At 60.8% G+C, this 20,138-nt stretch carries 18 protein-coding genes; 8 read left to right on the plus strand and 10 right to left on the minus strand.

The window, feature by feature from the left end; all coding sequences use genetic code 11:
• Positions 1 to 166 precede the first annotated feature (166 nt).
• From PverR02_RS22770 to PverR02_RS22800, 7 genes are all read right to left on the minus strand, one after another.
• Positions 167 to 1,762: a flagellar hook-associated protein 3 gene (locus tag PverR02_RS22770; protein WP_046382511.1), complete on the minus strand. Its 1,596-nt coding sequence runs from the start codon at positions 1,760 to 1,762 to the stop codon at positions 167 to 169.
• Positions 1,763 to 1,776: 14 nt separating this feature from the next.
• Positions 1,777 to 3,822, minus strand: a complete 2,046-nt coding sequence (gene flgK, locus PverR02_RS22775; RefSeq protein WP_079444460.1) for a flagellar hook-associated protein FlgK — start codon at positions 3,820 to 3,822, stop codon at positions 1,777 to 1,779.
• Between the two features lie 10 nt (positions 3,823 to 3,832).
• Positions 3,833 to 5,098, minus strand: coding sequence for a flagellar assembly peptidoglycan hydrolase FlgJ (flgJ, locus tag PverR02_RS22780; protein WP_046382509.1), 1,266 nt, complete (start codon positions 5,096 to 5,098; stop codon positions 3,833 to 3,835).
• Between the two features lie 4 nt (positions 5,099 to 5,102).
• Positions 5,103 to 6,191 (minus strand): flagellar basal body P-ring protein FlgI, encoded by a 1,089-nt coding sequence (locus PverR02_RS22785; RefSeq protein WP_164887039.1) that lies wholly within the window; start codon positions 6,189 to 6,191, stop codon positions 5,103 to 5,105.
• 27 nt (positions 6,192 to 6,218) lie between these two features.
• Positions 6,219 to 6,914 (minus strand): flagellar basal body L-ring protein FlgH, encoded by a 696-nt coding sequence (gene flgH, locus PverR02_RS22790; protein ID WP_079444461.1) that lies wholly within the window; start codon positions 6,912 to 6,914, stop codon positions 6,219 to 6,221.
• 53 nt (positions 6,915 to 6,967) lie between these two features.
• Positions 6,968 to 7,753: a flagellar basal-body rod protein FlgG gene (gene flgG / locus PverR02_RS22795; protein ID WP_046382506.1), complete on the minus strand. Its 786-nt coding sequence runs from the start codon at positions 7,751 to 7,753 to the stop codon at positions 6,968 to 6,970.
• A 67-nt stretch (positions 7,754 to 7,820) separates the two neighbouring features.
• Positions 7,821 to 8,561 carry a flagellar basal body rod protein FlgF gene (locus tag PverR02_RS22800; RefSeq protein WP_046382505.1) on the minus strand — a complete coding sequence of 247 codons (741 nt, stop codon included), beginning with the start codon at positions 8,559 to 8,561 and terminating at the stop codon, positions 7,821 to 7,823.
• 597 nt (positions 8,562 to 9,158) lie between these two features.
• Here PverR02_RS22800 and PverR02_RS22805 point away from each other — a divergent pair.
• Complete coding sequence (locus PverR02_RS22805) at positions 9,159 to 9,947, plus strand: hypothetical protein (RefSeq protein ID WP_079444462.1); 789 nt, start codon at positions 9,159 to 9,161, stop codon at positions 9,945 to 9,947.
• Between the two features lie 43 nt (positions 9,948 to 9,990).
• Here PverR02_RS22805 and PverR02_RS22810 read toward each other — a convergent pair whose 3' ends face one another.
• On the minus strand, positions 9,991 to 11,574 hold the full coding sequence (locus tag PverR02_RS22810; RefSeq protein WP_017845359.1) for a sigma-54-dependent phenylalanine hydroxylase transcriptional regulator PhhR: 1,584 nt from the start codon (positions 11,572 to 11,574) through the stop codon (positions 9,991 to 9,993).
• A 256-nt stretch (positions 11,575 to 11,830) separates the two neighbouring features.
• On the opposite strand from PverR02_RS22810, the gene phhA reads away from it, so the two are divergent.
• The 3 genes from phhA to PverR02_RS22825 all read left to right on the plus strand — a co-directional run bounded on the left by phhA (position 11,831) and on the right by PverR02_RS22825 (position 14,280).
• A complete protein-coding gene (gene phhA / locus PverR02_RS22815; RefSeq protein ID WP_046382503.1) occupies positions 11,831 to 12,622 on the plus strand; it encodes a phenylalanine 4-monooxygenase in 792 nt (263 codons plus the stop codon).
• A gap of 105 nt (positions 12,623 to 12,727) precedes the next feature.
• Positions 12,728 to 13,084 carry a 4a-hydroxytetrahydrobiopterin dehydratase gene (locus PverR02_RS22820; protein ID WP_017845357.1) on the plus strand — a complete coding sequence of 119 codons (357 nt, stop codon included), beginning with the start codon at positions 12,728 to 12,730 and terminating at the stop codon, positions 13,082 to 13,084.
• Positions 13,084 to 14,280, plus strand: a complete 1,197-nt coding sequence (locus PverR02_RS22825) for an amino acid aminotransferase (RefSeq protein ID WP_079444463.1) — start codon at positions 13,084 to 13,086, stop codon at positions 14,278 to 14,280. Before PverR02_RS22820 ends, PverR02_RS22825 begins: the two co-directional genes overlap by 1 nt.
• Positions 14,281 to 14,410: 130 nt before the next feature.
• Here PverR02_RS22825 and PverR02_RS22830 read toward each other — a convergent pair whose 3' ends face one another.
• Positions 14,411 to 15,220 carry a UDP-2,3-diacylglucosamine diphosphatase gene (locus tag PverR02_RS22830; RefSeq protein WP_057003858.1) on the minus strand — a complete coding sequence of 270 codons (810 nt, stop codon included), beginning with the start codon at positions 15,218 to 15,220 and terminating at the stop codon, positions 14,411 to 14,413.
• A 137-nt stretch (positions 15,221 to 15,357) separates the two neighbouring features.
• Between PverR02_RS22830 and PverR02_RS22835 the strand changes: the two genes are divergently transcribed.
• The 3 genes from PverR02_RS22835 to PverR02_RS22845 all read left to right on the plus strand — a co-directional run bounded on the left by PverR02_RS22835 (position 15,358) and on the right by PverR02_RS22845 (position 17,500).
• Complete coding sequence (locus PverR02_RS22835; protein WP_057003857.1) at positions 15,358 to 16,110, plus strand: AraC family transcriptional regulator; 753 nt, start codon at positions 15,358 to 15,360, stop codon at positions 16,108 to 16,110.
• 96 nt (positions 16,111 to 16,206) lie between these two features.
• Positions 16,207 to 17,091 carry a DMT family transporter gene (locus PverR02_RS22840; RefSeq protein ID WP_079444464.1) on the plus strand — a complete coding sequence of 295 codons (885 nt, stop codon included), beginning with the start codon at positions 16,207 to 16,209 and terminating at the stop codon, positions 17,089 to 17,091.
• Positions 17,092 to 17,218: 127 nt separating this feature from the next.
• Positions 17,219 to 17,500 (plus strand): hypothetical protein, encoded by a 282-nt coding sequence (locus PverR02_RS22845; RefSeq protein WP_046488286.1) that lies wholly within the window; start codon positions 17,219 to 17,221, stop codon positions 17,498 to 17,500.
• A gap of 41 nt (positions 17,501 to 17,541) precedes the next feature.
• Here the strand turns inward: PverR02_RS22845 and PverR02_RS22850 are convergent, their stop codons facing one another.
• The gene (locus PverR02_RS22850; RefSeq protein ID WP_046382498.1) at positions 17,542 to 17,829 is read right to left on the minus strand and encodes a SelT/SelW/SelH family protein; all 288 of its coding nucleotides are present in this window, start codon (positions 17,827 to 17,829) and stop codon (positions 17,542 to 17,544) included.
• Between the two features lie 84 nt (positions 17,830 to 17,913).
• Between PverR02_RS22850 and PverR02_RS22855 the strand changes: the two genes are divergently transcribed.
• Positions 17,914 to 20,103: a patatin-like phospholipase family protein gene (locus PverR02_RS22855; RefSeq protein ID WP_079444465.1), complete on the plus strand. Its 2,190-nt coding sequence runs from the start codon at positions 17,914 to 17,916 to the stop codon at positions 20,101 to 20,103.
• The last annotated feature ends 35 nt before the right edge of the window (positions 20,104 to 20,138 follow it).

Genomic DNA, 20,138 nt, shown 5'->3' on the forward strand with positions numbered 1-20,138 from the left:
CCTGTGACGACTTATCCTTTTCATACGATACAGTGAAGATGCGCTTTATGACTCACAGGTCACTCAATTTTGTGCGGTTTGTGCAAAACCTTCAAAAAATTGCGAGCCAAAAATGACAACGGCCCAGCCTGTTTCCAGGGTGAGCCGCTGCGTGACCGCCAGCTGATTACATCTTATTGAACAGGCTCAACTGGGAAATTTTCACGAACGCCAGTTGCGATGCCTGCAACATGGTTTGCTGCAAACTCAGATTGATCGCGGCATCAGCGAAGTCAACGTTACCCAACGCGTTCATCGTCGTGGCATTCGCCAGGCTCAGGCTGGTGTTCTCCTGCGTCTGGATATCCAGGCCGTTAAGTCGCGCACCAATAGAGCCACGCACTTGGTCGATCTGGCTGTAGGCATTGGTCAGATTGCCGATGGACCGGGCGACCACATCCTTGAGTTCCTTCTGCGCCGCAGGATTACCATCCGACGGTGCTTCAAGGGTTTTGCGCAAATGGCTGAGGGTGTCGAGAACGTTTTCATTCTTGTTACTGGTGGCCCCGATCGTAAACTGGTCGCCATCAGCCGGCGCCGGCGCGGTGGTAACGCCAAACGTCACGCCTGCGGTCGTAATCGAGGTGTCGCCTACGGCCAAGGTGCCGTTGGCGATGGCCTTGCTGTCCGCCGTAAATGGTTGTGCATAGACATTGTAGACACCCGCCGCCCCAAACTTGACGACCATACCGGAGTTGGGAAAGGTGCTGGCGTAAGCAGTCGGATCAGTCACCTGACCACCGCTCAATTGCGCCGAGGTCGGATTGCTTGGGGTACGCGAAACACTGAATGTGTCCGGCTTGACCGACAAGCTGAATTCTCGATCCTTGACCAGCGCATCCGAGGCTGCGCCTGGTGCCACGCCTTCGCCCAAGTTCAAGCCAATGTCGAACTTGACCCCGCGCAGCTTGATGGTCGAAGCGCCTTCCTTGGTCGAGTCAAAGGTACCGTTACCGGGAATTTCGGAGGTGATGTCGTTGCCGGCACTGTCGCTCACCGTGTACTGGGTGCTGCTGGTGAACGTCAGCTTATACGGCTGGCCGTCGGCAAAGCTGCTGTTGTAGCTAGCCCCAGAAGCAATCAAACCGGCCGATACAGTCACTTTGTTGTCATCGACCGCCGGCGGCACGAGCACGCGCGTCGTTTGGGTACGGCCGGTGTTCGCCGAATTTTCGAGCATGGCCTTCGCGGTATCCCCCATCGATATCGACAGGTTTTCCGCCACTTTCAGACTCAAGGGGACGTCATCCCCCTGGTAGCTGTAAGTGCCATCATTGTTACGCAAGTAAGGCTGCGTGTCGGTCTTGCTCCCGGAGAACAGGTAGTTACCATTGGCATCCTTGGTATTGAGCAGGCCTAGCACCTGGTCTTCGATCGAACCGACCTCGGCGGCAATCGATTTACGGTCAGCGTCACTGATCCCGACGTTACCGGCCTTGAGTGCCAACTCACTGGCCTTTTGCAGCGCAGTATTAATGTTTTCCAGTACGCTGTCTTCGGTGTTCAGCGAATTCTTCAACGTATCGATATTGCCGTTGAACTGCCCCAGCATGTCTTTCTGCTGCTGCAGCATCAACAACCGTGCCGCCGCCACCGGATCATCCGCCGCCGTTTGCACCCGCACGCCGGAACTTGCCTGGTCCTGCGCCTTGACCACACTGGAATAGTTATCCTGATACTTGGCGGAGCTGGTTTCAAAATATTGCTGTGTAGAAATACGCATCGCCGCAGTCTCCTTTAAAGGGCATTCATCAGGGTGGTGAAGGTTTCTTGCGCAGCCTTGATGATCTGCGACGACGCGGTGTAGTACTGCTGAAACCTGATCATGTCGCCGGCCTCGTCATCCAGGTTAACCCCGGACACTGAGTTGCGCGCTTCCTTGTTGGCGCTGAGCAACGCGCCAGTAGCCGTGGTGTCGACGCCAGCCTGGCTCGCCTTGGAACCGACCTGCGACACGAGGCGACTGTTCGCCGCAACCAGGCTCACGCCCGTGTTTCCGTCCCCCATCCCGACACTAGCCTTGGTCTGCAGGTCGAGCAGGGACTGGGCGTTACGGCCGTCGGACTTACCGCCGCTGTTGAAGGCAAAGGTGGTGCTGTCACCCGCGGCCGGAGAACCGTTGACTGTCGTGTCGAACTTGAAGCTCTTGCCCGGGATCGCAGCGCCGGCGGCGTCACGCATCGGCACATCCACGGTGATCTTGTTGCCCTGCCCCGGAATAATGGTGCCGGAGCCAATCGGGTTGCCCTGCGCATCATTCAGGGTATAGGACTGAGTACCGTCGGTGGCCGGTTTGCCGAAGACCATTTTTACCGGCATCGAGTTCTCGATGCCTGCACGCAACTGTGCGGTGTCGGCGCCGCCATGAATATCCAGGGGCGCGGTCAAGACGGGCTGGGTAAACGTCCCCGTGCCACTGTTGGTGCTGCTGCTGGTGCCCGCCAGCGGCCCGGCAAACGCCAGCTTGTTCGCGTCGGTGAGCGCGACGCCGATACCGCTTGCGCCAGTGGCGGTCGGACTGACCTTGAAACTGTCGCCCAACGCCATCGGACCTTTGCCGTCCAGCGACAGGGTGAAACCATCGATCTGAGTCGGCGGCGTGGCGCTGAGATCAACGACCCCCATGGCCTTGCCATCCGAGCGCAGCACCGTCACCTTGTTGAGGTTGGTGCTGTCGCTAAAGGTCATCTTGTAATCGAAGGTCGAGAGCTTGCTGCTGTCACTGATCGATACATTCAGGTTACCTGAACCCGCACTATTCCCCGCAGTACCCTGGCTGCGCGAAGCGATGGCGACTGCGCTGTTGACATCCTTGAACAAGGACACACCAAAGTCGCCGTTCAAATCCAGGCCTTGACCAAGCTGATTGTTAAAGGTGTCCGCAGTCGCGATGGCGATACGCCCCAGGTCATTGATCGCCGGCATCAAGGCATCATTGCGATACCGCAGCAGGCCACCGATGCTTCCGCCACTGACCACTGACCCCAGGTCCATGGCGGTGCCGCTCACATTCAGTTGGATGGTGTATTGACTATTGTCGGTGCTACTTGGCACCGCCGAAATAGTGTTGGAAGTCCCCCCCTCTACCAGCGACTGGCCGCTGCCAGTGTTCACGCTGAACTGGCCATTCTTCTCAGTGACCGTTACCCCAATCAACTCATTCAGCGAGCGAACCGCCTCGTTGCGCGAGTCAAGCAAGTTGGCTGGCGCATTGCCCGACGCGCCCTGAACCTGGAAGATCTGTTTGTTGAGCGCGGCAATCGATGAAGTCAATTGATTGACCTGATCACTCATGGTGCTCAACTGGCTGTTGATGGTTTCTTTCTGCTGAGTCAGCTGGGTAGAGATGGAGTTGAAGCGATTGCTCAAGGTCTGTGCATTGCTGACCAACAGTTGCCGGGCGGAAAGATCGTTGGGGTTGGACGATGCCGTCTGCAGGGTCGCGAAAAAGGAGCTGAGCACCGACGACAGGCCGGTGTTTTTGTCCGACAGTACCTTATCCACGGCACCGATCTGGTCCTGATACGCCTTGGCGTCATTATTCAGCGCAGTACTGTTCTGGTAAGCCGAATCCAGGTACTCGTTGTACACGCGCCGCACATCCGCCAACGTCGTGCCACTGCCGATGAACACACCGCCGTACTGGTTCGAAGCGCTGGCGCTCTGAGTGGTCTGCTGACGCGAGTAGCCTGCGGTATTGGCGTTGGCGATGTTGTTACTTAAGACCGACAACGATCCTTGAGCGGCGTTTAGCCCCGACATCCCGATATTGAGCAAACTCATGATTCAGACCTTATAAATGAGTGGTCGCGCCCGCGGCAGCGTAGTTCTGGTAGCTGTTCATCGTTTTGGCAATCTGCGAAATCTTGCTGGCGTAATCCGGATCGGTGGCATAGCCGGCTTTTTGCAACTCGCGCACAAACTGTTCCGGGTTGTCGGCTGACTTCACAACTTCTTTATAGCGATCATTGCTTTGCAACAACGTCACCAGGTCATGGAAGCTGTCCTGGTAGGAATCGTAGGAACGGAACTGCGCCGTTTCCTTGACCATCGCGCCATCGCGAAACTCGCTGGTGATCGCACGGGCCTGGCCGCCCTGCCAGCTCTGGCCGGCCTTGATACCGAACAGGTTGTGGCTGCTGCTGCCGTCGTCGGCGCGCATCACCGACTTGCCCCAACCGGTTTCCAGGGCGGCCTGGGCCACCAGGTACTTCGGATCGACACCGATACGCGCCGCGGCAGCCTTGGCCATCGGCAACATGGTGGCGACAAATTCGTCCTGGGAACTGAAGGCTTTCTTCGCCGGGGCCAACGGCGGCTGGGCCACGGCGCGGCCGTAGACCTGCATGCGGCCGCTGGGCACGGCAAAACTGCGTGCGCTGCTGTTGATCACGTTGTCATCGGCGACGCTGTTACGCAGTGGCGCGCGATTGGCATCGATCGCGACCGGCGCGCTCGGCACGATGCCGGCGAGCAGTCGATCGGTCAGTTTGCTCGGCAAGGCGAGGCGGCGCTGGTTCATCAGAGCCACGTCGTTGGTGTGAGCGCTGGCGCCTTCGGGGACAGCCACGCGGTAGGCCCACAGTGGGCGCTGGCCATTGGAGCGGCCCAGCGGCCCGGTCGCCTGGGTGCCGGCGGCGATTTCCGTCGGTACGTCGACTTTCTTCACCGGCTCAGCCGCCGCCGGGCCCTGCAAGGTGGCCGCCTGGGCGTCCACCGGCTTGTTCTTCTGCATCTGACGCATCAGCACGTCGGCCAGGCCGATACCACCGCCTTCGCGGGACATCGAGACAGCCAACTGCTGGTCGTACATTTCCTGGTACTGCTTGGCGGCCGGAGTGTTCAGCGGATTGTCCTTGCCCAGGGCGTCGGTGGCCGAGCGCATCGACTTGAGCATCTCGCTGAGGAACAGCGACTCGAACTCCTGCGCCACTTTGCGCATGTTGCCGTCGCTGTTCTTGTCGGCGCCGACCTTGAGCTGGTTAAGCCGGTTCAGGTCGGAATAAGACCCCGAGTCCGCCGTGCTGCTGATCCCGCTGTTGCGCATATCCATGGCCATGGCCTCAGATCACAATCAGGTCGGCTTGCAAGGCGCCGGCCTGTTTCAATGCTTCGAGGATCGCCATCAAGTCGCCGGGCGCCGCGCCCACCTGGTTCACCGCGCGGACAATCTCGTCCAGGGTGGTGCCGGGGCCGAACTTGAACATTGGCTTGGCTTCTTGCTGGGCGTTCACCCGCGAGCGCGGTACCACGGCGGTCTGGCCATTGGACAACGGCCCAGGCTGGCTGACGATCGGGTCTTCGGTAATGGTCACTGTCAGGCTGCCGTGGGTCACCGCGGCCGGCGACACTTTGACGTTCTGGCCGATCACGATAGTGCCGGTGCGCGAGTTGATAATGACTTTGGCCACTGCCTGGCCGGGGTCGACCTCGAGGTTTTCCAGGATCGACAGGTAATCCACGCGCTGGCTTGGGTCCAGCGGCGCAGTGACCCGGATCGAGCCGCCGTCGATGGCCTGGGCGACGCCAGGGCCGAGCATGTCGTTGATCTTGTCGACCACGCGCTTGGCGGTGGTGAAGTCGGAACGGTTGAGGTTCAGGGTCAGGCTGTTGCCCTGGTTGAAACCGCTGGGCACGGTGCGTTCAACCGTGGCGCCGCCAGGGATGCGCCCGGCCGATGGCACGTTCACCGTAATCTTCGAACCGTCGCGACCTTCAGCGTCAAACCCGCCCACCACCAGGTTGCCCTGGGCGATGGCGTAGACGTTGCCGTCGATACCTTTGAGCGGCGTCATCAACAGGGTGCCGCCGCGCAGGCTTTTCGAGTTACCGATGGACGACACGGTAATGTCCACCACCTGACCCGGCTTGGAGAACGCCGGCAAGTCGGCACTGATGGACACGGCCGCGACGTTTTTCAGCTGCACGGTGCCCGAGCCCGACGGCACCTTGATGCCGAACTGCGAGAGCATGTTGTTGAAGGTCTGCAGGGTGAACGGGGTCTGGGTGGTCTGGTCACCCGTACCGTTAAGCCCGACCACCAGGCCGTAGCCGATCAACTGGTTAGAACGCACGCCGGAAATGCTGGCGATGTCTTTCAGGCGTTCAGCCTGGGCGACTGCGCTCAGGGACAGCAACAGTGCCGCCGCCATCAGCTGTTTGAATTTCAAAGTGGCCACCTAGAAAGGGAACAGCGGGCTAAGGAAGAAACGGTCGAACCAGCCCGGCTGACTCGCATCAGCAAACGAACCCGTACCCGAGTAGGTAATGCGCGCATCGGCAATACGCGTCGAAGGCACCGTGTTGTCGGTGGCAATGTCATCGGCACGGACCATGCCGGCGATGCGTACCAGCTCGTCACCACTGTTGAGGGTCATCCACTTCTCACCGCGCACGGCGATGATGCCGTTGGGCAATACATCGGCCACCGTCACGGTGATCGAACCGGTCAGGCTGTTGTTCTGCCCAGCGGAGCTCTTGCCGTTGGTGGCGCGGTCACCGCTGTAGCCTGCGCTCAAACTCAAGTCGCCACTGCCCAAGGGGTTGTTGGTGTTCGGCACGGCACCAAACAACGAGGTCAGGCCAATACCGGTCTTGCTGGTCTTGCCCACCTGCGAGTTGGCGTTCTTGCTGGCCGTGGTCTTCTCGTTGAGGGTGATGGTGATGATGTCACCGACCCGGAACGCCTTGCGGTCGCTGTACAGGTTCTGTTCGAAACCGGCCTGGTAGATCGAGCCGTTATTGGCCGCCGCCGGCAGCGGTGTGCGTGGCAACACCGGCGCGTAGTACGGGTCATTGGGTTTTGGCGTCGGGGCGACACAGCCCGCGAGCACGGCAATCCCACTCAATGCCAGAACGGAAACATAGCGATTCATGACCCTAACCTCACGGTGTTGCAGGCGCCCTCAGGAGCGCCCCATAGACTTGATTACAGATTCTGCGTAACGAACGAAAGCATCTGGTCGGCGGTGGAAATCACCTTGGAGTTCATCTCGTAGGCGCGCTGAGTGGTGATCATGTTGACCATCTCTTCCACCGTGCTGACGTTGGAGGTTTCCAGGGTGCTTTGCAGCGTGGTGCCGAAGCCGTTCAAGCCCGGAGTGCCGATTTGCGGCGCGCCACTGGAGGCGGTTTCCAGGAACAGGTTGCCGCCGATGGCTTGCAGGCCGGCCGGGTTGATGAAGTCGGCGGTTTGCAGGTTGCCGATCACTTGCGACGCCGGGTTGCCCGCCACGGTGATGGACACGGTGCCATCGTTGCCGACGGTGAAGGTCTGGGCATTGGCCGGCACGATAATGGCCGGTTCCAGGGCGAAACCGTTGGACGTGACGATCTGGCCGTTGGAGTCCAGGTGAAAAGAACCATCACGAGAGTAGGACGTCGTCCCGTCTGGTTGCAGGATCTGGAAGAACCCTTTGCCGTTGATCGCCATATCCAGAGGCTGACCGGTTTGCTGCAGGTTACCGGCCGTGAAGTTCTTCTGGGTGCCGACGATCTTCACACCGGTACCCAATTGCAGGCCCGACGGCAGTTCGCTGTCCTGGGTCGACTGGGCGCCTGGCTGGCGCTTGATCTGATAGAGCAGGTCCTGGAACTCGGCGCGATCACGTTTGAAGCCCGTGGTCGAAACGTTCGCCAGGTTGTTGGAGATGGTGGTCAGGTTGGTGTCCTGGGCGGACAGACCTGTTTTGGCAACCCATAGAGCCGGAAGCATGCTGTTCTCCTTCGTGCGCCTGTTTGTTGGCGCTGCGCCGCAAAATTAGTATTCAGTGAAACCGCTATCAGCTCATCGCCAGAACGCGGGTCATGGCCTGGTCGTCTTCTTTAGCGCTGTTCATCATCTTGATGTGCAGCTCGAACTGCTTGGAAAGCGCCAGCACCGCGGTCATTTCTTCCACCGCATTGACGTTGCTCGCCTGCAGGAACCCCGAGGTCAGCTTGACGTTCGCGTCGGCCTGGGCCGGCTGGCCGTCCTTGGTGTGGATGGTGCCGTCCAGGCCTTTGGTCATGTTCTTGAGGTCGGGCTGGACCAGCTTGATCCGGTCCACTTCAGCCATCACCCGCGGGCCTTCACCCATTGCGCGGATGCTGACGGTGCCGTCGGCGCCTACTTCGATCTTCTGCTGCGGCGGCACGGCGATCGGACCACCGTTGCCCATGATCGGCATGCCATTGCCGGCCCGCAGCACGCCGAGCGCATCCACATTCATGCTGGCGCTGCGCACGTAGGCTTCGCTGCCATCGGGGGTTTGCACGGCCATCCAACCGTCACCGCTGACCGCCACATCGAGGTCACGACCGGTTTCGATCATGGCACCCGGAGAGAAGTCGGTGGCAGGCCGCTCGGTCATGGCAAACGCCCGCGCCGGAAAGCTGTCACCGAACACCGGCATCGAGCGCGCCTGCTCAAGGTCACGCTGGAAGCCGTTGGTGGAAATGTTCGCCAGATTGTTGGCATGGGCCTTCTGCGCCAGAGCATTCTGGCTGGCGCCGGTCATTGCCACGTAAAGGTACTTGTCCACGCTCTATCCTCTTTCTGACGGACGCTTGCCGCCCACCGCTGTACTGATGAGGCTTAAGCAATTTGCGAACCAACTTTCAAAAAGTGCAGAAAGCCCAGGCGGGGCAAGGGTTTGCGGCAAGGCGTGAAAAAAGGCAGGCCCAGGCGGAGTCGAAAAAACGGCGGAGTTATGCCGCAGACGGCAACGCTTGGTGTCCCGCAGGCTTTTCCCGGCGCTCAAGCGCTACGCATGGGTGGAGCGCGGAGCACGCCGAACCGCTGAAACACTTGGCAAGCCACTGGGCACTTGCCCTCCCCGTTGGCCACCTCGAAACGACGGGGCCGAGGTTTTGTTGTCCGACCATTACAAGCGCCAAAAAAACCATATGCCTGACGGCCCCGTAAATGCGTGAGTACATATGTAGCTGGCTTGTTTTTTATAAAACCCCGACAAAGCCAACTCCAAACAAGAATAGTCCGATAGCTTTTTACATTTACTGATCAAAACCCACTTGGCGTTCAAATACAGCACCCGTAACTTCGGTGCGACGCAAAGCGGTCACGACTACTTTCCGATCATTCGCACCTTATCAACTTATTATTTTCCAAGGATACTGAAATGCCTGGCATTGATAATGCACCCCATACGCACATGACGACAACTTGGCAAAAACAATTTTCTTATAACGAAATTCTAGACCGGTTCGAGCCATTAAGCAGCCTATCACCCGAACAACGGCGCGAGTTGGAGATACACCCGGAGCTGAATCCTAACAATAAAGAATACTGGGAAAGCCGAGCTGGGGAGTACGATGCCGGGACACTGCCGCCCTGTTGCGACCTAGACCCGACGAACTCGGCGTTCCTGGAGCTGCTGGACAACATCCCCGGCAGGACCATCGAGACCGGCCTGGGCGTGTCCGCCAACGATGTACGCAGCGGCAAGTTTGGAGCGTTATCGCACAGCGCACTCAGGGAACTGGAAAAACTGGATAAGAACCAAAACTACCAATTGGTCTCTCGCGTTAAAGAGGAGAATGACTCAATAAGCGGATCATTGGCATGGTTCCCTGAAAACGGCGGCAGCCCCATTGAAATCGAAAGTTCTACAGAGGGGACGGTATTTCCGCCCAATGGCTCAGCGTTACTTGAACATATCGACTTATCAATGCTTATACCCACCTATAACAACGAAGGGATTTCTGCCAACGAACTGAGATCCGGAAAGTACGGGCGTCTTCCTCCGGAGATCAATCAGAGCCTTGAAAAACTGCAGAACCATAAAGACTACGCACTGACCACACTCTTTTCCCCCCCACCCAATGAAGCGCCTTACATGGCCTGGGTTGAGAAAGAAACAGATGACACCGTGCTCATCCATCAAGATCCAAGCTACGCGATGTATTGACGCCGCCGTGTCACCCCTCGCAGAAAAACCCTGGACATGGCGTCTATCGAGCAGCGTGTTCAGGGGTTTTGCCCTCTTTGCCCAAACCATAATCCCGCAACTTGTTGGCAATCGTTGTATGGGAAACGCCCAAGCGCTTGCCCAACTGCCGACTGCTGGGATGTTCGGCATACAGACTTTCCAGCACGGCCTTTTCAAACCGGCCGACGATGGCTTCCAGGCCGCCCTCCAGAGAGAAATCGCCAAGCGGCTGACGCACGCCATAGTCCGGCAGACGAATGTGTTCAGCCTTGACCGTCCCGCCCTCACACAGCGACACCGCCTGGAACAGGACGTTTTCCAGCTGCCGTACATTGCCCGGCCAGTGGTAATGGCTGAGTCGCTCCATGGCCGCCGAAGCCAGTTTGGGCAACGGGCAGCCGATCTGCCGGCTGGCTTGATCGAGGAAGTGTTCCACCAGCGGCGCCAGGCCATCGAGGCATTCGCGCAGCGGCGGGATATGCAGCGACAGCACGTTCAGGCGGTGATAAAGGTCCTGACGGAATTCGCCCCGCGCGCAGAGTTCCGAGAGGTCCACCTGGGTTGCGCAGATCACCCGCACATCCAGGTACACCTCTTCATCGCTGCCGACTCGGCGAAAGCAACCGTCCTGCAGGAACCGCAGCAACTTCACCTGCAGGCGTGCGCTCATTTCCCCGACGCCATCAAGAAATAGCGTACCGCCCGCCGTCAGCTCCAGCAGCCCCAGCTTGCCCTCGGCCCGTGCCCCTTCAAAAGCGCCGGGGCCGTAGCCGAACAGCTCGGTCTCGGCCATCGACTCCGGCAAACCGGCACAATTGAGCGCCATCAACGGCGATTGGCCACGAGGGCTGGCCAAGTGACAGGCGCGGGCAAGCAGCTCCTTGCCGGTGCCGGTTTCGCCTTCTATTAGTAGCGGCGCATCCAGCGGCGCCATGCGTCGGGCCTCACGGACCACGGCAGCCATGACCTTGGAACTCTGGAAGATGCTGTCGAAGCCACGCAGCTCCTGCTTGCGCACATTGTAGATGCGCTCACCGACGCGGTCGGCACGGTGCAGGGTCAACACTGCGCCGGCCATGGCTTCGCTGTCGTCGTGTTCGGCGGATTGCAGCGGCGCGATGTCCGCCAGGAATACGTCACCCTTGACCTTGACCCGCAGGCCATTGATCCGCGATTTGCTCGCGCGCACCAGTTCCGGCAAGTCGAAATCCTCGGCGTAACGCGACAGCGGGATGCCCGGCACCTCGTCCACCCGCACCCCGAGCAACTGCGCGGCCGCGCGGTTAGCGGCGACGATCGAGCCGCCCATGTCGATGGACAGCACCGGAAACTCCAGGGCCCCGAGCAACGCATTGAGCTCCATGTGCCGACGTTCGCTGGGCATGAGCCCCACACGCTTTACGCCAAACACCCCGGCAATCGCCTCGAACTGCGGGCGCAAGGCCTGGAATTGCATGTTCACCAGATTCGGACAGAACAGGTAGATGGCATTGCCATGCTCACCGCCGACCTCGCCCTTGGCGACGTTGACGCCGTACTCCACCAACAGGTTGAGAATGTCCCGCAGGATGCCGATGCGGTTCTGGCAATGCACTTTGATACGCATGAAAAGGCCCGAAGAAGGGTAGGCGCCGCGTCTTTTTGTCGCTGGGCGCAGATAGTCGTCAAGATTATGTGACAGTCAGTCGTCTTTTCACAGCCCAACACATCAATGAACAGCCAATTCGTAACGAATACTTTACGAATATCGGTAAATTTTCCTACGGCCCCCTTATGCAGGTCGCTGAAATCTCGCCCCAATCGGGTTATCAATACGTACATCGCAGGACATAACAAGAACGAATGCCTAGCAGGAGAGCCGTATGAAGCAGACGCACTACGTGGCCCGCGAGCCCGATGCGCAAGGTTTTATCCACTACCCGCCGGAAGAACACGCGGTGTGGAACACCCTGATCACACGCCAGTTGAAGGTGATCGAGGGCCGGGCCTGCCAGGAATACCTGGACGGCATCGACAAGCTCGGCCTGCCCCTGGACCGCATCCCGCAACTGAGCGAAATCAACACGGTGCTGGCCGAGACCACCGGCTGGCAAGTCGCCCGCGTGCCGGCGCTGATCCCCTTCCAGACGTTCTTTGAGTTACTCGCCAACAAGCAGTTTCCGGTGGCGACTTTTATTCGCACCCGTGAAGAACTGGACTACCTGCAAGAGCCGGATATTTTCCACGAGATCTTCGGCCACTGCCCGCTGCTGACCAATCCCTGGTTCGCCGAATTCACCCACACCTACGGCAAGCTCGGCCTCGCGGCCACCAAAGAGCAGCGCGTGTACCTGGCGCGCCTGTACTGGATGACCATCGAGTTTGGCCTGGTGGATACGCCCGCAGGCCGGCGCATCTACGGTGGCGGTATTTTGTCGTCGCCCAAGGAAACGGTGTACAGCCTGTCGTCCGAACCCGAGCACCAGGCCTTCGACCCGCTGGAGGCGATGCGTACACCGTATCGCATCGACATCCTGCAACCGCTATATTTTGTCTTGCCCGAGCTCAAGCGCCTGTTCGATGTCGCCCAGGAAGACATCATGGGCATGGTCGAGCGCGGCATGCAGTTGGGTCTGCACGCACCGAAGTTCCCACCCAAACCCAAAGCGGCGTGAACCGTAGGTTTTGATACCAGGTGAATCTGTTCCCTGGCCCCGCGTTGCTTTAGGGTGACGCCACTGACGACCGTTTTCCAGACACTCGAATTCAGGACACCCCACATGACCACCTTGAACCAAGCCCACTGCGAAGCCTGCCGCGCCGATGCCCCGCAAGTCAGCGATGAAGAACTGCCGGTGCTGCTCAAGCAGATCCCCGACTGGAACATCGAAGTCCGCGATGGCGTCATGCAACTGGAAAAGGTTTTCCTGTTCAAGAACTTCAAGTTCGCCCTGGCCTTTACCAACGCCATGGGCGCCATTTCCGAAGCCGAAGGTCACCACCCAGGCCTGCTCACCGAGTGGGGCAAGGTCACGGTGACCTGGTGGAGCCACTCCATCAAAGGCCTGCACCGCAACGACTTCATCATGGCCGCGCGCACCGACGAAGTGGCCAAGGATGCCGAGGGCCGCAAATAATGCACTTCGATGCGATTGGCCGCGTGCCCGGCGACCCGATCCTCGGGCTGATGGACCTGTATGCCCAGGATGCCAACCCGAACAAGTTCGACCTCGGCGTGGGCGTGTACAAGGACGACCAGGGGCTGACACCGATCCTCCCTTCCGTGAAACTCGCCGAGCAGCGCCTGGTGGAGCAGCAAACCACCAAGACCTACATTGGCGGCCACGGCGACGCTGCGTTCGGCAGATTGATCAGCGAACTGGTGCTCGGCGCCGAGTCCACGCTGCTGCGCGCACACCGTGCCGGTGCGACCCAGACTCCAGGCGGCACCGGCGCCCTGCGCCTGAGCGCCGACTTTATCGCCCACAGCCTGCCCGGCCGCGGCGTATGGCTGAGCAACCCGACCTGGCCGATCCACGAAAGCATCTTCGCCAAGGCCGGGATCAAGGTCAGTCACTACCCTTACGTCGGCGCGGACAATCACCTGGATGTGAGCGCGATGCTGGCGACCTTATCCACGGTGCCCGAGGGCGACGTGGTGCTGCTGCACGCCTGCTGCCATAACCCGACCGGTTTCGACCTGTCCCAGGCTGACTGGCGCCAGGTCCTGCAGATCGTGCGCGAGCGCCACCTGCTGCCGCTGATCGACTTCGCCTACCAGGGCTTTGGCGACGGCCTGGAGCAGGATGCCTGGGCGGTGCGCCTGTTCGCGAGCGAGCTGCCGGAAGTGTTGATCACCAGCTCCTGCTCGAAGAACTTCGGCCTGTATAGCGACCGTGTCGGCGCGCTGATCGTGTGTGCGGCGGATGCCGAAAAGCTGACGGATGTGCGCAGCCAGTTGGCGAATATCGCGCGCAACCTGTGGTCGACTCCGCCGGATCACGGCGCGGCAGTCGTCGCGACGATCCTCGGCGATGCCCAGCTGAAGGCACAGTGGAGCGACGAAGTCGAAGCCATGCGCTCGCGCATCGCACAGTTACGCGCCGGGCTGGTGGAGGCCCTCGCGCCACACGGGCTGGCCGAACGCTTTGCACATATCGGCGCGCAACGTGGGATGTTTTCCTATACCGGCTTGAGCGCCGAACAGGTCAAGCAACTGCGCGAGAAACACAGCGTGTATATGGTCAGTTCGGGGCGGGCCAACGTCGCGGGGATCGATGCGACGCGATTGACGCTGCTGGCGCAAGCCATTGCAGACGTTTCGTACACTTAACCGAAGAAATGCAAAACCCAATGTGGGAGGGGGCTTGCTCCCGATAGCAATGGATCAGTCGCCAAATACAGTGACTGACACTGCGCAATCGCGAGCAAGCCCGCTCCCACTTGTTGGGCCGAGCCAGGCCTTAACCCGCGACCATCTCCGATTTCAGCTGCGCCTCTTTAGCCTGCGCATCCGCCAACCGATACAACTCGATATGCCCGTCCCAGTGCTCGATCAACGCCGAGCACGACTCCACCCAATCCCCGCAGTTGAGGTAATCCACCTCGCCCACCTTGCGAATCTCCGCATGGTGAATATGCCCGCACACCACCCCATGCAATTCGCGCCGGGTCACTTCATGGGCGATGGCTTCTTCGAAATCGCTGATAAAGCTCACCGCCGTCTTCACCTTGTGCTTCAGATACGCCGACAGCGACCAGTAACCGTAGCCATACCGCGCACGCCAGTGATTCAACCAACGGTTCAACGTCAGGGTGAACTCGTAGGCCGAGTCGCCGAGGAACGCCAGCCAGCGGTGATAGCGCGTGATCACATCGAACTGGTCGCCGTGGATCACCAGGAGATGGCGGCCATCGGCGGTGACATGGATGGCTTCGTCCACCAACTGGATGTTGCCCAGGATCAGCTTGGAGTAGCGGCGCAGGAACTCGTCGTGGTTGCCGGTGACATAGATCACCTCGGTACCGCGCTTGGCCATGGTCAACAGGCGGCGGATCACGTTGGTATGGGCCTGGGGCCAATACATGCCGCCGCGCAGTTTCCAACCGTCAATGATATCGCCCACCAGGTACACCTTGTCGGCGTGGTAGCCCTTGAGGAATTGCGCCAAGTGTTCGGCCTGGCAATCCCGAGTGCCCAGATGTACATCGGAAATCCACAGGGTACGAACCCGTTGCTTGCGGCTGGGTGTAGCGAATTCGGCACGGGTCATGGGCATCCCTCGACGGTGTTTTCGCGAGCTTGCGCCCTGGCGATTAATAGCCCATGACAGCTGTGCGTCAGTCTGATGACAGCGCCCGCCGACGGCGAAGCGTTGTAGACTGGCAACCTGCTGCCCAGGAGAGCGCGATGAGAGCGTCCCTCACGCTACGCCACTACATCGAAGCACCCATTGCCCACAGCCATGACCATGCGCAGTTGGTCTTCGGCCTGTCCGGGCACCTGGACCTTGAAGTGGAAGGGCGCGGCAGCCAGGTCCGCGAGAGCAGCGTGATGGTGTTGCCCTTCTCGGCCCACCACACCTGCGGCAGTCGCGATGGCAGCCGATGCCTGGTGCTGGACGTGCCCACCGAACACTGGGTGCTGCAATCGTTGGGCGAGCATGCCGATGCCAGCCGCCGCCTGCTCGACCAACCGGCGCGTCTGGCCCTGGATTCGCGGCAAAGCCAGTTGGTGCAATGGCTGGCGCACAGCCCGGTGGACGACCCGCTGATCGTCCAGCAAGGCGCGGTACTGCTGCTGGCCAGCCTCAATCATCCGCTGCCCCCCAGCGTGCCGGGCCGCCGCCTGCCCTACGCCGCGTTCAATGCACATATCGAACGGCACGCCGCCCACCCTCTGCAAGTCGCGGACCTGGCACGCCTCGCCGACCTGTCGGTAGCGCGCCTGCATGCCCGTTTCATCGCCGAGTGCGGGCAGACGCCCATGGACTTCATCCGCAGTCGCCGCCTGCATAAGGCCTTGGGCCTGTTAAGGGAAACGCCGTTGCCCATCGGCGAAATTGCCGAGCGCGTCGGCTATGCCTCGCAAAGCGCGTTTGCCGCAGCGATGCTGCGCGAATTCGGCGCCGCGCCCAGCGCGCTGCGGCGCACCACAAAATAGCGAGTCCTGCGCTAAAAATCGCCAGTCGGGCGACAGACACTCACGCCCCCAGCCTCTAGACTGCGCGCCTGTCACCCCGTTGGTTCAAGGATCCCAATGACTCCCCGCTCAGCCCTCGGCGCCCTGCATATCGGCGCATTGATGTTTGGCCTCACCGGCGTATTCGGCAAACTCGCGGCCGCCTCGCCGACCATCATCGTGTTCGGCCGTGCCGCGTTTGCGGTGATTGCCCTGGCGATCTTTGCGCGGTTCGCCAGCAATGCGCCGTGGAAACAGCTGCAGATGCGCGACTGGCGCCGGCTGCTGATCAGCGGTGTATTGCTGGCGGCGCACTGGGTCACGTTCTTCATCGCGGTCAAGGTCGCCGGCGTGGCCGTCGCCACCCTGGGGTTTACCGCGTTCCCGGCGTTTACCGTGATCCTCGAAGGCTTGATCTTCCGCGAGCGCATCCGCGCCAACGAAGTGCTGCTGGTGGCCCTGGTCACGGTGGGCCTGGTGCTGGTGACACCGGACTTCAACCTCGCCAGCCAAGCCACGGGCGGCCTGCTCTGGGGCATCGCCTCGGGGTTGCTGTTCTCCCTGCTGTCACTGAATAACCGCGCCAGCTCCGGGCGGGTTCCAGCGGTACAGGCGGCGCTGTGCCAGAACGTGGTGGTCGCGCTGTGCCTGCTGCCCGTGGCGACGCCGGGGCTGGCGGATGTGCGCGCGCTCGACTGGCTGTGGATCGGCCTGCTCGGTGTGTTCTGTACCGGCCTGGCCCACAGCCTGTTTGTCGCCAGCCTCGCGGTGATCAAGGCCCGCACCGCCTCGGTGGTGTTCGCCATGGAACCGGTCTACGGCATCACCGTCGCCTGGCTGCTGTTTGCCGAAACCCCGACCTTGCGCATGCTGCTGGGCGGCGCGCTGATCATCGTCGCCATCGTGCTTTCCGGCCTGCTGGGCAGCGCCAGCCAGGCCAAACAGCCGGCTGCAACGGCCTGATCTATACTCTGCCCATCCGCAACAGTGTGTCGTCGTCGACGGATAAAGACTTCTCGACGACAGCCAGGGTGTTTAACGGTGCTGCAAGCGAGTGGTCACGCCATTAACGCTATGCAGGAGTTGCATCATGGAAACACTTATCAGCTTGCTGGTTCAGATCATCAGCGGTGCCGTCGGCGGTAATCTGGCGGGGATGACCAAGCAGAGCCTGGGCACCGGGCTCAATACCTTCCTCGGCGGTGTCGGCGGCCTGGTGCTGGGCCAGCTCGTCTCGGCGCTGACGGGCACATCCGGCGGCGAAGCGATGGATGTGGCGACGGTCGGCAGCAACATCGTTGGCGGTGGCGTCGGCGGCCTGGTGCTGACGTGGGTCGTCGGTTTCATCAAGAGCAAGATGGCCGCCAAGTAGGGGCGCATCGCCCGGTCACCGCCCCTGTGCGGCGGTGACCTTCACACCTTGCGATCGTTGTGCCCCAGGTCGCGCTGCGGGTCGATCTGGTCGCGCACGCGCTGCTTGAGCACCTTGGCCTCCGGAAAGCCGCCGTCAGCCTTACGCTCCCAGATCTGCACACCGTCGCAGGTGATGCGAAAAGCGCCGCCGGTAGCCGGTTCCAGCGCCACTTTGCCCAGGTCGTCGGCAAAGGTACTCAACAGCTCCTGGGCCAACCATGCGGCGCGCAACAGCCACTGGCACTGGGTGCAATAGGTGATGACGATCTCGGGTTTGTTCGGCGACATAATTTGACAGGTTCCTGGCGTAACGGGCTGGGAGGGTCGGGTGGCTATAATACCGGCCTTTATCGTCCAGCCCTGAGATTCATGATGCGCCGCCTGTTGTCCTGCCTGTTGCTGTGCCTGCTGCCCCTTCTTGCCGAGGCGGTTGAAACCCCACGCCCGAAAATCGGCCTGGTGCTGTCCGGCGGCGCCGCACGCGGGCTGGCCCACATCGGCGTGCTCAAGGCCCTGGAGGAACAAGGGATTCATATCGATGCAATTGCCGGCACCAGCATGGGCGCGGTGATCGGCGGGTTGTACGCGTCGGGCTACAAGATCGATGAGCTGGAAAAGCTCGCACTGGGTATCGATTGGCAGCAGGCACTCTCCGATGCGCCACCCCGGGAGGACGTGCCGTTTCGCCGCAAGCAGGATGACCGGGACTTCCTGGTCAAGCAGAAACTCAGTTTCCGCGACGATGGCAGCCTCGGCCTGCCGCTGGGCGTCATCCAGGGCCAGAACCTCGCGCTGCTGCTGGAAAGCATGTTTGCCCACAGCAGCAACACGCGAAATTTCGACAAGCTGCCGATCCCCTTTCGCGCCGTCGCAACCGATATCACCACTGGCGAAAAAGTGGTGTTCAGCAAAGGCCACCTGCCCCAGGTGATCCGCGCCAGCATGTCGATCCCGGCCGTGTTCGCGCCAGTGGAACTCGACGGCCGGCTGCTGGTGGACGGCGGCATGACCGATAACATCCCGCTGGACGTGGCGCGGGAGATGGGCGTCGACATCGCCATCGTGGTGGACATCGGCACGCCGCTGCGCTCGCGCAAGCAACTGGCCACGGTGGTGGACGTGCTCAACCAGTCCATCACCCTGATGACCCGGCGCAATTCCGAAGAACAACTCAAGGCCCTGCACCCCAAGGATGTGCTGATCCAGCCGCCTCTGGCCGCCTACGGCGTCACCGACTTCGGCCGCGCCAAGGACATGATCGACGCCGGCTACCGCGCCACCCGCGCCCTCGATGTGCGCCTGGCCCACCTGCGTCCCGCCGAGCCGATCGACCCGGAACTGGTGGCCGCGCGCGCGCCGGGCGAACGGACTCCGATCATCACTGCGATCAGCGTGGAGAACGACTCGAAAGTCAGCGACGACGTGATCCGCTACTACATCCGCCAAACCCTCGGCGAGCCGCTGAACCTGAGCCGCCTGCAAGTGGACATGGGCACCTTGTATGGCCTGGATTACTTTGAACAGGTGCAATACCGCGTGGTGAAAAAAGGCCACGACAACACCCTAGTGATCAGCGCACGCGGCAAACGCAGCGGCACCGACTACCTGCGCCTGGGCCTGAACCTGTCGGACGACATGCGTGGCGACAGCGCCTTCAACCTCGGCGCCAGCTACCGCATGAATGGCATCAACCGCCTCGGCGCGGAATGGCTGACGCGGGTGCAGATCGGCGATCGGCAAGAGCTGTACAGCGAGTTCTACCAACCGATGGACACCGGCTCGCGCTATTTCGTCGCCCCTTACCTCAAGGCCCAGGCGCAGAATGTCGAACTGATTCTGGACAACGACCCCATCTCCGAATACCGCCTGGAACGCTACGGTTTCGGCCTGAACGTCGGGCGCCAGATCGGCAACAGTGGCGAGCTGCGTTTCGGCGTCGGCGAAGCCTGGGGCAAGGCGGATGTACGCATCGGCGACCGCGACCTGCCAAGCGTGAGCTTCAGCGAAGGCTTCTACGAACTGAAGTACTCCTTCGACTCCCTGGACAACGTGTACTTCCCCCACACCGGCGAAGACATCGGCCTGGCTTGGCGCGAGTTCGAACCGGGGCTGGGGTCCGATCAACGCTACCGGCAATGGGAATTCAAGCTGGACAAGGCCATGAGCCACGGCCCGGACACACTCGTACTGGGCGGCCGTTACGGACGCACCATGGATAATACGGACGTGGTGATATCCAGCTTCCTACTGGGCGGCGCACGGCAGCTGTCAGGCTTCCGCCAGGACGCGATCTCGGGGCAGAACGTCAGCTTGATGCGCGCCGTGTACTACCGCCGCCTGACGCCGCGCTCATACTTGCCGCTGGATTTCCCGCTGTACCTGGGCGCGTCGCTGGAACGCGGACGGGCGTGGAACAACGACAATGAGTTCGACAGCGGTTATATCAACGCCGCGAGTATTTTCCTGGGCTTCGACACACCGTTGGGGCCGCTGAATTTCAGCTACGGGTTCAACGACGACAATCAGCAGGCGGTGTACCTGAACCTCGGCCAGACCTTCTGAAACGCTGACCGTAAAAACCAAGATGGGAGCTGGCT

It is taken from the genome of Pseudomonas veronii (assembly GCF_002028325.1).
Lineage (GTDB): Bacteria > Pseudomonadota > Gammaproteobacteria > Pseudomonadales > Pseudomonadaceae > Aquipseudomonas > Aquipseudomonas veronii.